The sequence below is a fragment of the Gluconacetobacter azotocaptans genome, assembly GCF_014174355.1.
GTDB lineage: Bacteria > Pseudomonadota > Alphaproteobacteria > Acetobacterales > Acetobacteraceae > Gluconacetobacter > Gluconacetobacter azotocaptans.
The window spans coordinates 79,628-92,984 of the sequence record NZ_JABEQF010000001.1 but is presented as its reverse complement, the minus strand read 5'-3'; the positions used below and the strand labels follow the sequence as shown (position 1 = coordinate 92,984).

General features: G+C 62.3%; 13 protein-coding genes. 8 read left to right on the top strand and 5 right to left on the bottom strand.

What is annotated here, in order from left to right:
* Positions 1-164 precede the first annotated feature (164 nt).
* Positions 165-1,367 carry a pyridoxal phosphate-dependent aminotransferase gene (locus tag HLH34_RS00490; protein ID WP_183117633.1) on the top strand — a complete coding sequence of 401 codons (1,203 nt, stop codon included), beginning with the start codon at positions 165-167 and terminating at the stop codon, positions 1,365-1,367.
* Positions 1,368-1,434: 67 nt separating this feature from the next.
* On the opposite strand, the gene HLH34_RS00485 is transcribed toward HLH34_RS00490, so the two are convergent.
* From HLH34_RS00485 to HLH34_RS00470, 4 genes are read right to left on the bottom strand one after another with little or no spacing between them, the layout of a single operon-like run.
* Positions 1,435-1,872, bottom strand: a complete 438-nt coding sequence (locus HLH34_RS00485) for an acetyl-CoA carboxylase biotin carboxyl carrier protein (RefSeq protein WP_244959528.1) — start codon at positions 1,870-1,872, stop codon at positions 1,435-1,437.
* Positions 1,873-1,886: 14 nt separating this feature from the next.
* Positions 1,887-3,254 carry an acetyl-CoA carboxylase biotin carboxylase subunit gene (gene accC / locus HLH34_RS00480; protein WP_183117632.1) on the bottom strand — a complete coding sequence of 456 codons (1,368 nt, stop codon included), beginning with the start codon at positions 3,252-3,254 and terminating at the stop codon, positions 1,887-1,889.
* Positions 3,251-3,685, bottom strand: a complete 435-nt coding sequence (locus tag HLH34_RS00475) for an acetyl-CoA carboxylase biotin carboxyl carrier protein (RefSeq protein WP_183117937.1) — start codon at positions 3,683-3,685, stop codon at positions 3,251-3,253. The genes accC and HLH34_RS00475 overlap by 4 nt, the downstream gene beginning before the upstream one ends.
* Positions 3,686-3,690: 5 nt before the next feature.
* Positions 3,691-4,446, bottom strand: coding sequence for an SDR family oxidoreductase (locus tag HLH34_RS00470; protein WP_183117631.1), 756 nt, complete (start codon positions 4,444-4,446; stop codon positions 3,691-3,693).
* 388 nt (positions 4,447-4,834) lie between these two features.
* Between HLH34_RS00470 and pxpB the strand changes: the two genes are divergently transcribed.
* The 5 genes from pxpB to HLH34_RS00445 all read left to right on the top strand — a co-directional run bounded on the left by pxpB (position 4,835) and on the right by HLH34_RS00445 (position 9,689).
* Positions 4,835-5,518, top strand: a complete 684-nt coding sequence (gene pxpB / locus HLH34_RS00465) for a 5-oxoprolinase subunit PxpB (RefSeq protein WP_240161334.1) — start codon at positions 4,835-4,837, stop codon at positions 5,516-5,518.
* Positions 5,515-6,522, top strand: a complete 1,008-nt coding sequence (locus HLH34_RS00460) for a 5-oxoprolinase subunit C family protein (RefSeq protein WP_183117630.1) — start codon at positions 5,515-5,517, stop codon at positions 6,520-6,522. The genes pxpB and HLH34_RS00460 overlap by 4 nt, the downstream gene beginning before the upstream one ends.
* Entirely contained in the window at positions 6,519-7,286 is a 768-nt protein-coding gene (locus HLH34_RS00455; protein ID WP_183117629.1) for a LamB/YcsF family protein, read from the top strand. The genes HLH34_RS00460 and HLH34_RS00455 overlap by 4 nt, the downstream gene beginning before the upstream one ends.
* 172 nt (positions 7,287-7,458) lie before the next feature.
* Entirely contained in the window at positions 7,459-8,382 is a 924-nt protein-coding gene (locus HLH34_RS00450; RefSeq protein WP_183117628.1) for a DMT family transporter, read from the top strand.
* Between the two features lie 62 nt (positions 8,383-8,444).
* A complete protein-coding gene (locus HLH34_RS00445) occupies positions 8,445-9,689 on the top strand; it encodes an MFS transporter (RefSeq protein WP_183117935.1) in 1,245 nt (414 codons plus the stop codon).
* A 114-nt stretch (positions 9,690-9,803) separates the two neighbouring features.
* On the opposite strand, the gene HLH34_RS00440 is transcribed toward HLH34_RS00445, so the two are convergent.
* On the bottom strand, positions 9,804-11,285 hold the full coding sequence (locus HLH34_RS00440; protein WP_264784203.1) for an FAD-dependent oxidoreductase: 1,482 nt from the start codon (positions 11,283-11,285) through the stop codon (positions 9,804-9,806).
* A gap of 834 nt (positions 11,286-12,119) precedes the next feature.
* On the opposite strand from HLH34_RS00440, the gene HLH34_RS00435 reads away from it, so the two are divergent.
* Entirely contained in the window at positions 12,120-12,377 is a 258-nt protein-coding gene (locus HLH34_RS00435; RefSeq protein ID WP_183117976.1) for a hypothetical protein, read from the top strand.
* 308 nt (positions 12,378-12,685) lie between these two features.
* On the top strand, positions 12,686-13,291 hold the full coding sequence (locus tag HLH34_RS00430; protein ID WP_183117627.1) for a cysteine hydrolase family protein: 606 nt from the start codon (positions 12,686-12,688) through the stop codon (positions 13,289-13,291).
* Positions 13,292-13,357: the final 66 nt, after the last annotated feature.

Sequence of the window (13,357 nt, the reverse complement as noted above, 5' to 3'; positions counted from 1 at the left end):
GAGCCAACCGTTCCCGGGATTGTAATGTCGGCAGCCCCCTCCACCTCCATATAATTGTTGTATGGGGTCAGACTATTTTCGTCGGTATCTAAGCGAATACGAAACGATCTAGACTTGACCGAACCATAAGCAATATCGCGCTATCGAGACTGGAGAAACCATCGATGCCTGGCTTTGCAGACCGACTGAATGGGATTGCGATCTCTGCTTCCGCAGCCATGACAGACAAGGCGTCTGCGCTCAAGGCCCAAGGCGTGAAGATCGTCAGCCTGTCGTCGGGGGAACCCGACTTCCCGACACCCGGCCACGTTGTCGAGGCCGCCATCGTGGCCGCCCGCGGTGGGGACACAAAATACCCGCCGCAGGACGGCAAGCCGGCCCTGAAGAAGGCCGTCCAGAACAAGTTCCTGAGGGACAACAACCTTCGTTACGAGCTGGATGAAATCCTGATCGCGAACGGCGCGAAGCAGATCATCTACAATGCCATGATGGCCACCTGCAATCCGGGTGACGAAGTGGTGCTGCCGACGCCTTACTGGATCAGCTATGCCGACATCGCCCGGTTGGGGGGCGCCCGGATCGTGCAGGTCCCCTGCCCTGCCGGCAATGATTTCCGCCTGTCAGCGAGCGACCTGGAGGCGGCGATCACGCCGAAGACCAAGTGGCTGGTGCTGAATTTCCCCAACAATCCGACGGGCGCCTGCTGCCCCCGACAGGATCTGGAAGACATCGCGGCCGTCATGATGAAACATCCGCATGTGTGGATCCTGACGGACGATATCTACGAACACCTTATATACGATGAGTTTGAATTCCGCACGCTGGCGGAAATCGAGCCGCGCCTGAAAGATCGGGTCCTGACGGTCAACGGCGTCTCCAAAGCCTATGCCATGACCGGATGGCGCGTCGGATTTTGTGGCGGCCCGAGGGACCTGATCGCCGCCATGAACAACATGCAGGGTCAGGCCACCAGCGGCATCAACACGATCGCCCAGGCCGCCGCCATTGCCGCACTTGAAGGCCCGCAAGACTATCTCAAGGATCGGGCGCGTGAATATCAGGCGCGGCGGGACCTCGTCGTCGGCCTTCTGAACGCCATCCCCGGCCTGCGATGCCACACGCCGCAGGGCGCGTTCTACGTCTATCCCGAAATCGGCGCCTGCCTGGGGAAGACCACCAAAGGCGGCCGCCGGATCGAGACCGACACCGACTTCGTCATGGCGCTTCTGGAAGAGCAGCAGGTCGCGACCGTGCAGGGCGCGGCTTACGGGATGAGCCCCTTCTTCCGCATTTCCTATGCGACGGACACGGACACGCTGCGCGAGGGCTGCCGGCGTATTGCCGAATTCGTGTCTTCGTTGACGTAAGACAAAAAAAGGCCGGGGGAAGACATGTGCTTCCCCCCGGCTGCGCCCCACGAGAGCAGTTCCCCGGCTAAAGGGGCCTGATTCTCAATATTTCCGCGCCGTATCCGACAAGATCGTCCGCTCGTCCGACGATTTCCACCACCTCGCCGTCGATCGGCGCCGTGACAGGAACCTGAAGAGTTTCGAGAGTCAGAAGAGCGACGATATCGCCCTTCCGGACAGTCGATCCGACAGGAGCAAACGCTTCCTCGCCGAGCGGATTCACCAGACACAGACGGCCGAAGAACGGCGCCTTCGCGGCCACCGGCTCGGCCACCGCAGGTTGCGGCACAGACGGGGCGATCACGTCCTGCCCCACCGGCAGGGGCGTTTGCGCCACCAAGATCCGCAGCCGACCGCCCATGCAGCTTGAAAGCTCCATGGACTCCAGCCCCGCTTCGGCCAGCCAGGTCGCGATCTGGCCGATTTCCTCTATTTCCGGCAGCGTATCCAGATCGGGGATCAATTTCGATGGTCCGGTCACGACGCCGCCCTCTCCGCAAGCCACCGCTCGAGATAATGAATATCGACGCCTCCCTCCTGAAAGCGAGGGTCCGCCAGCACGTCCTGATGCAACCGCAGATTGGTGAAAACCCCCTCCACGCGCATTTCCGCCAGCGCGACGCGCAGACGCGCGATGGCTTCCTCCCGCGAGGCGCCGTGGCCGATGACCTTGCCGATCAGCGAGTCGTAATAGGGCTGGACCGTATAACCGCCGACAACATGCGTATCGACCCTGATTCCCGGACCGCCCGGCAGGTCCCAGCGCGAGATCGTACCCGGTGACGGCATGAACGAAAACGGGTCCTCGGCGTTGATACGGCACTCGATCGCATGACCGTACGTGACGACGTCTTCCTGCCCGATTGCCAGCGCCTCGCCTTGCGCGATTTTCAACTGCTCGCAGACGATGTCGATACCGGTCGTCGCTTCGGTAATCGGGTGTTCCACCTGCACGCGGGTATTCATCTCGATGAAGGCGAAAATACCGTCCTCATACAGGAATTCGAAGGTCCCGGCCCCGCGATATCCGATCTTGCGGCACGCCTCGGCACAACGGGCGCCGATCTCGGCAATAACGGCGGGGGAAATTCCCGGCGCGGGCGCTTCTTCCAGCACTTTCTGGTGGCGTCTCTGAAGCGAACAGTCGCGTGCACCCAGCCACAAGGCCGTCCCATGGGTATCGCAGAGCACCTGGATCTCGATATGACGCGGCTTCTGCATGAAGCGCTCGAGGTACAGGGTGGGGTTGCCGAAGGCCTGCTGGGCCTCTTTCGCCGTCAGCGTCACGGCCTCGGCCAGATCGGCGGCGTCCCACACGACACGCATGCCCCGGCCACCGCCGCCGCCCGATGCCTTCACGATCACCGGAAAGCCAACCGTCTCGGCCAGGACCTGAACCTCGTCCATCGAAGCGGGCAACGGTCCGTCAGAGCCGGGCACACAGGGCACGCCCGCGTCCCGCATGGCGCGCTTGGCCGTGATCTTGTCACCCATCTGGCGAATGGACGCGCCGGTCGGGCCGATGAACGTCAGGCCCGCAGCTTCGACGGCGTCCGCGAAATCGGCATTTTCCGAGAGAAATCCATATCCGGGATGAATGGCCGACGCCCCGGTGACCCTGGCGGCCAGCAACAGCGCATCGGTGTCCAAATAGCTTCGGGCCGCAGCCGCGGGCCCGATGCATAAGGCGACATCCGCTTCGCGCACATGACGGCTCTCGGCATCGGCCTCGGAGTGAACGGCGACCGTTTCCAGTCCAAGCCGCCGGCACGCACGCTGGATACGTAGGGCTATTTCGCCCCGATTGGCGATCAGGACCCGGTCGAAACGTTGTGTGTCGCTCATTTCAGACGAAACAGGGGCGAACCTGCCTCCACTTCCGCGCCATCCTGAACCAGGATCTCCACGATCCGACCCGACAGCGTCGCCTTGACCGCGTTGAACACCTTCATTGCCTCGACAAGCCCCACCTGTTGCCCAGCCTCTATGTCCTGCCCCATCGTCACATAGGGCGGCGTCCCCGGTGACGGTGAAAGATGAAGAACGCCATAGGTGGGGGCCGTAATAACGCGAACGTCTTCCACCGGCGCGGCAGGCCGCTCCGGGACGATCGTCGCTGCCGGGCCATCAGGCGGTCGCGGCACGACGACCGGCGCCGGACCGGCCGTGTTTCCACGGCTTATCCGGATCAGTTGACCGCCGTCCTCCACCTCCAGTTCGTTGATTGGAGCATGCGCGAACAGATCGATCAGGCGTTTAAGGCGCAGGATATCCACTGGCGTCACGCCGGATCAGCTGATTTCTTCGCGAAGTTCAGACCACCGACCACCTGCATCGTCGGCAGCACTTCCATAAAGCTGACGTTCATGCGCTGCGGCGCCAGCACCGCAAAGGCAACCGAATTGGCAATGTCCACCGGCAGAAGAGATTCGTACTCGTCGAAAAACCTGCGCTTCGCTTCTTCCATGTCGCCGATCAATCGACCGAATACTTCGGTCTCCACGCGCGCCGGCGAAATTTCGGTCACCCGCACGTGCGACCCATAAAGATCGCAGCGCAACTGTTGGGAAAGCGAATGCACCCCTGCCTTCGTCGCATGGTAGATCGTGTTTCCCCCGGCGAACGCGTAATGACCGGCGATCGAGCTGATGTTGACGATATGGCCGCGATCGCGCCGGATCATGCCCGGGACGACCAGATGGGTCAGCTGCAGGACAGCGCGCAGATTCACATCGACCAGGGCATCAATGTCATCCGGGGTCGTGTTGGTGATATTGCCCGTGCGGGACTGCCCCGCGTTATTGACCAGAATATCGACGTCGAGCGTGCTGAGCAGGTCTGCCATGCCGTCACGATCGGACACGCTCAGCGCATGGGGAATACAACCGGTCTCGTCGGCCAACCGTGCCAGCCGGTCCTTGTCGCGGGCGACGGCGTGAACCTCGATCCCGGCTTCCCGCAAGCGCCCGACGATCGCCGCACCGATTCCAGAGGACGCTCCGGTGACGAGAGCGGTACGATACGGCTGGTTGCTCATCTGCTTGAATCCCGATCCTGCAAGAAATAAAGTCGCCGCTCGGCGCAGGTCATCGTGCGTCGACCGGAAATTATCCGCTTGATGCTAGTATCGTAACAATCGCAGCGCCAAGAGCAGTTCGTTCTTGCGCCATAAGATAATGCGATAGAAGCGGTTACCAGATTGACCCATAAGATTATCCGATAGCCTCACAGCGAAAATGGCTCTGGCGAGCGCGCCGTGAACTGTCATATTTTCGATCATCGAATTGGAGAATCTGGGCATATATCGTTGCGATATCGGTCTCAGATCCAGGCCTTTCACACCTTCGTGGCGTGAGCGAACATTGTGCTGGAGACGGCGTAAGGTGAACAGGGATACGACGCACACTCCGGGTCCGGAGACCGACATGCTGGCCGAGGCCGTGACCCACGCGGCGAGCGACCTGCCGGTCGTCAGCATGATCGGGACGCGGGCGATGCTGTTCGAGGCGCCGGGCGAATTCACACTCGCCCAGCAACGCCAGATCTGGGCGTTGATGGAGGAAGCCGGCGGCCGCAGCGACGTCCAGGAACTGATCCCCGGCGTAACGAACCTGATGCTGGTCTTTTCCGTTCCGCCCGAGCAGCCCCGGAAGGTGGCCGACTGGCTTCGGCACGCGTGGGAGACATTGCCCGAACGGCATATCAAGGGGCGCCTCTTCGAGGTCGGCGTGCGCTATGGCGGGGCATTGGGCGAAGACCTTGCCCATGTCGCCGCCCATACCGGCCTCTCGCCGTCGGACGTCATTTCCATCCACCATGCCGGCGAATATACGGTCTGCGCGCTGGGAAGCGCGCCCGGGTTCGGATATCTGCACGGCCTTGATCCGCGCATCGCCACGCCCCGAAAGGCGGTTCCCTCGCTGAAAATGCTGGCCGGCACGGTGACGATCGGCGGCATGCAGGCCGGAATTTCCGCCCTGACGGGACCAAACGGCTGGAATTCCATCGGCTTTGCCGAAGTCGCCCTGTTCGACCCGCACAGGGACCCGCCCGCGCTGTTTTCGATCGGGGACCGTATCCGCTTCCATCCCGAAAGTATCGAACTGTGATTACCGTCCTCGAAACCTCGGCGCTGAATACGGTGCAGGATCTGGGACGATCCGGCTATCGCCAGCTCGGCGTCGGAACCTCAGGCGCCATGGATCCCCTGGCTCTTCAGGTCGGCAATATTCTTCTGGGTAACCAGCCGGGTGATGCGGGCATCGAGATCCAGACCTATCCGTTCGTCATTCGATTCGAAGCCGCCGGCAGCTTCGCCGTCACGGGCGTCGACGCCGCTGTGGAACTCGACGGACATCCTGTCCTGCCCTGGTCCGTCGAACATGCGGCGGCTGGGCAGGTTCTCACGGTAGGTCCCCCGCGCCGTGGCGCCCGCGCGTATGTATGCGTCGCGGGTGGGTTGGACGTACCCTTGGTGCTCGGCTCGCGCAGCACCCAGCTGCGCGGCGGATTCGGCGGCCTGTCGGGCAGACCGCTTGAGGTGGACGATGCCCTGAAAATCGCCGGCGGCCCCGCGTCGTCGGGATATGGGGCGCTGCCTCCCGCCGCGGCCCTCAGCCGCCCCTGCGATCGCGGGGAAGGCAACGTCGTGACGCTGCGCGCCATTCCCGCCACGGACTATCACCTCTTTACCGGCGCGGCGCGCGACCGGTTCTGGCAGACGGAATGGCGCATCACCCCGCAGAGCGATCGCGTGGGATATCGCCTCAAGGGCGACCCCTTGGCGTTACAGCGCCCGATCGAACTGCGCTCGTATGGCATTGTCCCGGGCATCGTCCAGGTGCCTCCCGCCGGCGAGCCCATCGTGCAGATGGCCGACGCCAATACCGCCGGCGGCTACCCCCGGATCGCCGGTGTCATCGAGGCCGATCTCTGGCGCCTCGCCCAGGCGCGCATCGGCACGCGGATACGCTTCGCGCAATGCGACCATTCCCAAGGGGTCGCCGCCATGCAGCCGATCGCATCCTACCTCGATGACCTGCGCATGATGGTCGCCCTTTACCGCGGGTCCGTCCAACGGCGCGCTCCCCTTACGTCCGGAACCCAGGCATGAAAATCGATCTCAATTCCGACATGGGCGAAGGCTTCGGCCGCTGGAGCATCGCCGACGATGACGGACTGATGAGCGTCGTCTCCTCGGCCAATGTCGCATGCGGATTCCATGCCGGCGATTACGCCATCATGGACCGCACCGTTCGGGCCGCGAAGGAAAGAGGGGTGGGCATCGGCGCGCACCCCGGCCTGCCCGATCTCATCGGTTTCGGACGCAGGACGATGGCGGTATCCGACGCCGACATGGAGGCCATGCTGGCCTATCAGGTCGGCGCCCTGCAGGCGGTCGCGGCGCGGCACGGACACCGCGTGACGCATGTCAGCTATCACGCCGCCTTCGGCACCATGGCCAATGCGGACGAAGGGCTTGCCCTGCGACTGGCCCGAACCATCGCCGCGCTGGACCGCGAGCTGACCGTGTTTTCGATGCCCGGCCAGCTTACGGAACGCGCGGCCGAAAAGGCCGGCCTGCGTGTGCTGACCCTCTTTCTGGCCGATCGCGCCTATACGGCCGCCGGAACATTGGTGCCCCGCGGGCAACCGGGCGCCGTCATTCATGACCTGGCCGACGTCCGCGCGCGCGTGCGCCGGTTTCTGGAGGACGGATCTGTCATGACAATCGACGGATCCCGCCTGCCGGTGAAGGCGCGTTCGATCCTGGTGCATAGCGACACGCCGGGATCACTGGATCTTGCCCGCGCCATTCGCTCTGAAATCGAAGCGACCGGTGCAGAACTGACGCCCGCCCACCGACTCATGGACTGATGCCCACAGGCATAAGAATTCCCTATCGGGGCGAAGCAAACTTTTATGACCACAAACGGAATCTGGAGCATTACATTATCGTGACGGTCCGGCGGCAAGATGCCACAGGGCCCCGACCGGTCCGTTATGAGGTGCACACGCGTCTGTGTCGTGCTTTGGGGTGAACATCGCTATGAAGCACGACCTGAAACGCGGAGCGCTGCTGTTGGCGTCGGCCACATTATTTACGGCCATGCTGAATGCCCTCCAGAAATTGACGGGCTCCCAGCTTCCGGCTCTCGAGATCATCTTCTTTCGGAATCTGTTTTCTCTGCCATTCGTCATGATGATCGCCGCGCGCACGAAGATGACGCTGAAAACGCACCATTTCGGCGGTCACCTGATCCGCTCGGTCGTCGGCCTGATCAGCATGATCATGATTGTGGTCACCGTCACCAGGCTGCCCCTCGCGGAACAGCAGGTGCTCTCCTACACGCAGCCGCTCTTCCTCGTTCTGCTGTCGATCCCCCTGCTCCACGAAAGACCGTCGCTTCATCGCTGGGTCGCGGTTTCGATCGGCTTCTCCGGGGTCATCGTCGTTGCGTTGGGAAAGGGGCTTCTGCATTCGGGGCCGGATTCCGTCCCCAACTGGGCCTATGTCGTAGCACTTGCACAAGGCGCGGTCGGTGCGTTGACCACCATGCAGATCCGACAGCTTTCGGCGACGGAGTCGAGTACGACCATCGCCCTGTGGCAAGCCATCCTGATGACCGTCGCCACGGCCCTTCCCCTGCCGTTCATCTGGACCACGCCACATATGACCGACGGCCTGTGCCTGGTCGCAGTCGGCGCTTTCGCCGGCATCGCGCAGGTCCTGCAAACCGAAGCCTTCGCCTCGGCGCAGGTGTCCGCCATCGGCCCCTTTGCCTATTCGGGCCTGCTTTGGGCCTCGGTCATCGGCTGGTTCGGCTTTGGCGAGATCCCCGGCATTGCGATGCTGACCGGCGGACTGCTGATCGTCGGCTCGGGCGTGTGGATGCTGCGTCATGACCGACCGGAAAAACGACCGGTAGCGACCGGCGGAATGATGGCCCCCACCAACGTCAAGGGAACGTAGCCATGTCTGGTGAACGGACCAACCCCGAGGGGCCATACGGCATCGCATCGGAAGAGTCGGCCATGGGCGCTCTGGCACACCGAAAAATCCCGTCCCGCTATGTATTCTTCCTGCTCGTGTTTCTGATGTACGTCATCAGCTACGGCGATCGCGCGGCGCTTTCGATCGCCCTGCCCGCCCTGGGAAAGGAATTCACACTGACCCCGGTCGAGATGGGCTGGGTGTCCTCAAGCTTTCTGTGGTCCTATTTTCTGCTGAATCTGCCATCGACGATCGTGCTCGACATCGTGGGCGCCCGTATCGTCGGCAGTGTCGCCGTCGCCCTGTGGTCATGCGCGATGCTGCTGGGCGGCATGGTTCAGAATATCTCCCAGTTCCTGATGACCCGCGTGCTGCTGGGTGTCGGAGAAGCACCCACATTCGGCGTCGGCGCGACCGTCGTCAGAAACTGGGCGCTTCCGAAAGAACGCGGTTCGGTCATGACCGTCCTTCTGACCGGTATGCAATTGGGCCTAGCAGGCGGCACGATCGCCGGCGCCTATCTGATTGCGTTGTTCGGATGGCGCTTCGAGTTTATCGCGCTCGGACTTATAGGGCTGATCTGGGCCGCGGCATGGTGGCTGATTTACCGCAACCCCACCGAGGGGGCACACCGGCACAGAAGAACCCCCATATCGATCCGCGAGGTGCGGGCCCTCTTCAGATCGCCCTCGTTCTGCGGAATCCTCGTCGTGCAATGCACGCAAAATTACCTCAACTTCCTGGTCATGTCATGGATGCCGCTCTATCTGATTCACGAGCTGCATATTGACGTCACCGGGTCGGGAACCAACACCGCACTTTGCTATTTGTCCGCCGCGGTCGGCGCGGTGATACTGGGGCGGATTTCCGAACAGATCGTGTTTCGGAACAGCCTTCATCCCCCGCGTCGACGGTTCATTGTCGCAGCTTGCCTCACCGGGGCCGCGTCGATCGGGTTGCTGCCGCATTTTCATACCATGGCGCCCATTCTCCTGGTTCTTTCGATCTCGCTGTGCTGCCTGATTGCAGCAAATGGCGCCAATACCGCGCTGCTGACCGACCTTGTCGAAGATGGACGGAAGATCGGCGCAGTAACCGGCGTCACCTTGACCTTCAGCAATTCGCTCGGGCTTCTTGCCCCGATCGTGACCGGCTATATCGTGTCCTACACGGGACGCTTCGACGCCGCATGGTATATGTGCAGTGCAGCGCTGATTGTCGCTGGCCTGCTGTCGATCATCACGGTGCGCCGATCGATTACCATGCACACGCAGGATGAAGCTTAGCGCCTGCCCCTGCCGAAAAGTTCCAGCGGATCGGTCCCCATCCTGACGGCGGCCAGGGGGGATGAGCTTGAACCCGTCCTGTCCGCTCACGGGGGATCAGACCCGGCATTGCATTCAGGTCAGTTGCCCGGTCCCAACGACGTGTGCGGTCACACCGGGGCGTCCCGCGCTGACAATTCCGACGTATCGGTTGTCGCGGTAATGCCGTGCGGTGAAATCGAACGCATCCACATCGCCATCGACCACGATATGGTCGAAGGGTTGATGAAACCCCGCATATTCTATCTTTTTTCCGAACTGCTGGGTCCAGAACCAGGGAACCGTCGCCGCGGATATCGGTTGTCCCATGATGGTACGGGCCACCCGGCGTCCAAGGACCTCGGCCGTGCGCCAGTGCTCGATCCGGCTTCGGCGGCCGGCGTGCTCCAGCCGGGCGCAGTCGCCCGCAACGTAAATGCCCGGCTTGGCCTGCAAGGCGGCGTCAACGTCAATTCCACCATCCTCCTCGGTCAGTGCGGGGACAAACCCCGTCGCGGGCCGCACACCGACACCGATCAGCACAATATCCGCGTCCAACTTCCGGCCATCGTCCAGGCTGACCGCCAGCGCCCCAGCCTGTTGTTCGATTCTGGCGACCTCACGTCCGCCATGCCAGGCCACCCCATGGTCCAGATGAAGCCGCAGAAGGCTCTCCCCTACCCTGGTGCCGAAGGCGGTGCAGAAGGGGACTTTATCGCGTGAAACGACGCTCACACGCGTGCCGCGCTGGCGCAATGCGGCTGCCGCCTCCATGGCGATGAAGCTTCCTCCCACAATGACGGCATGACCGTCTGGGGAAACGCCTTCCAGAATATGCTGCGCGTCGTCGGCCGTGCGCAGGCTGTGCACGCCTTTCAGGCCGGCACCCTCCACAGGCAGCCGGACCGGGTGGGCACCCGGCGCCAATACCAGGTGCCTGCCCATGACCACCCGACTATCCGACAGCGTCACGCTGCGGGTTTCCGGATCCAGCGCGACCACCCGCTCGGTAATCCGCGTGATACGATCTTCCGACATCCTGTCGGCCGGCAGTAGTGCAGGTGGCGCGTTTCCCTCGCTCTTCCCGGCCAGGACCGTCTTGCTGAGGGCCGTGCGATCGTAAGGCGCCCGTTTCTCGGGATCGATGAGGGCGATCGGCCCTCCGAACCCGAATTCACGCAAGGATACGGCCGTCGTGGTCCCTGCCGCGCCGGCACCGACAATCACCACCGATTCCGCTTCCGACGGCATCCGTCGCACTTCGCTGGACGTCGGGCCGATCGCTTTCGGGCGGTATTGGATCAGGACGCGCCCGTCGCGCACCTCCACCGGAAAGGACTCCAACGGATCAAGTGCCGGTGGCTCCATCAATCGCCCGTCGACCACCGAAAAGATCGCTTTGTGCCAAGGGCAGACCAGCGTGCCGTCGCACACCGCGCCTTTCTCCAGCGGCGCCCCCTTATGGGGACATTTCGCCGACAATGCGTGGATCCGGCCGCCTTCCTTCAACACGACAAGAGGCTTGCCGTCGATTTCGATTCGTCGCGGTTCATTCGCCGACAGTTCATCGAATGCCACGATGTCATGCCAGATGTCGTTGGACCGATTTCATGCTTCATGCATCGTGCAAGATTCCTCCTGCGGTCAGGATTAAAATTCGCCTGTTGCGCGATTGGTGCGCTCGAAACGCGCATAGGGAGAAGGGGCCAGACCGCCGACAGGCCGTGCCGGGATGTCAGGCCATCGTGACGACCGAGCCGCCATTGATGCGAACAACCCGTTCGAAAGCTGTAAACATAATGACGAGAACAGGGGAAGGTTGCCTCCTTGCCTCGTGCGACGCCCCGCTTGCGGGAAGGTCACACCCGAAAATATCGGGGCCGGAGCGCGAATCGCGCGCAGCACGCGCACACGAAATCACAAAAAAGTGGTCCGAAACGTGAACTCATCCCGCCGGCGAGAGTTAGATCGGCAGACCCCGTTTTTTTTGATCGAAGACAAGGAGAACAGCCATGCGCCAGTTTCTTGCCCTCCCTCTTTCTGTTGCGCTGGTTGTGGGAAGCGGCACGGCATGGGGTCAGCCTGCCCCGACGGCCCAACCCGGTGCGAGCGACCGCAGCACGTCTCACGACGCCTGCCGGATCCCATAGGCATAAGACAAGCAAAGCGCCCACCGTTCCAAAGCAGGGAGGCAATCCCCCTGATGCGAAAGCCCCGCCGTCGCCCTCGTCGATGAACGTGTCCCGGGGTGAGCATGAGGCGAATCGAATGCTGACGCCGCCGATCCTCAAGCCCGATCACGGCCCGCAATAGCGCCGCTCCGAACGATGGGGACCAGACGAATTCGTGGTCGGATCCTGCCCCCTGCGGGGACGGAGAAGGTCCGGGCATAGGATGCACAAGGATATGGCGATGGGTATCAATACGGACGAAACGGCTTCGGCACCGGTCATGTCACCTCCGGAAGGGTGTTCCCGAGATGGCAGCGTGGCCGCAGGGCGCGTGATGACGGTCCATGCGCTGAAAGTCCTGCCGCTGGCCGGCCTGCTTCTACTGGCGGCATGCGGGCCGAATTACGGTGATCGCGGCACGCGGCACCTGCGTGGCAATGGGTACGGCGATATTGGCGTCGGTGCCAAGGGCAGTTATGGCTTCGATGGTCCCCCATAGTAAATTTGGAAGAGCGAAGCCGGTTTCTGCATAAATGTTGACGATATAATTTCACAATCACATTTTATTTATGTTTTCTCAAAATAAACCAAACCTGTTCTTTTTCCGAAAGCGGATACACCGGTGGTGAAGCTGGGAAACGCCCCCATGTCTTGTCGGGCGGGGATGATCAGGCGCGGTCACGCAATGTCGCAGGCGCCCTGGAACATCAGCCCCCTGACCCTGGGATCAGAACAACCAGATGCAACATTTCCTGCTGCCATTCGTTGTCAGTCGACGACGTGCGCTGAGGCAATCCGGAGGGGGTGATGCCAAACGCAGTCCGCTATGGTCCTCTTGGCGAACATTGCGTCCATGTCTGCGTCGACATGCAACGCCTGTTCGCGGAAAAGACCGATTGGCATACGCCCTGGATGGACCGCGTCTGTCCGACGGCGGCACGGATCGTCGCGCACGACCCGGCCAGGACCATTTTCACCCGTTTCATACCCGCAGCGCACCCCGGCGAGGGATGGGGAACATGGCGCCGCTATTACCAGCGCTGGGCCTCCATGACGATCGAAAGGCTCGGTGCGGACATGATCGAGCTGATGCCCGATCTTGCGCGTTTCGTGCCTCCGGCGGAGGTGTTCGACAAACATGTCTACTCGCCGTGGATGGATGGTGCCCTCCACTCCCGGCTGCAAACGCGCAGAATCGACACCCTCATCATCAGCGGCGGCGAGACCGATATCTGCGTGCTCGCGACCGTTCTGGGCGCGGTCGATCGCGGCTATCGAACCGTCGTCGTCACCGATGCGCTTTGCAGCTCGTCAGATGCCGCCTACAAGGCGTCGATGCACGTCTATCATACGCGATATGGCCAGCAGGTTGAAACGGCCACGGCCGATCTCGTCCTCGACGCCTGGCGATAAGGGGCAGAGAGCGCCGCCCCACCTGCTCCGCACCATGGCTCATGCTGGTCACGGTACACAGCAATG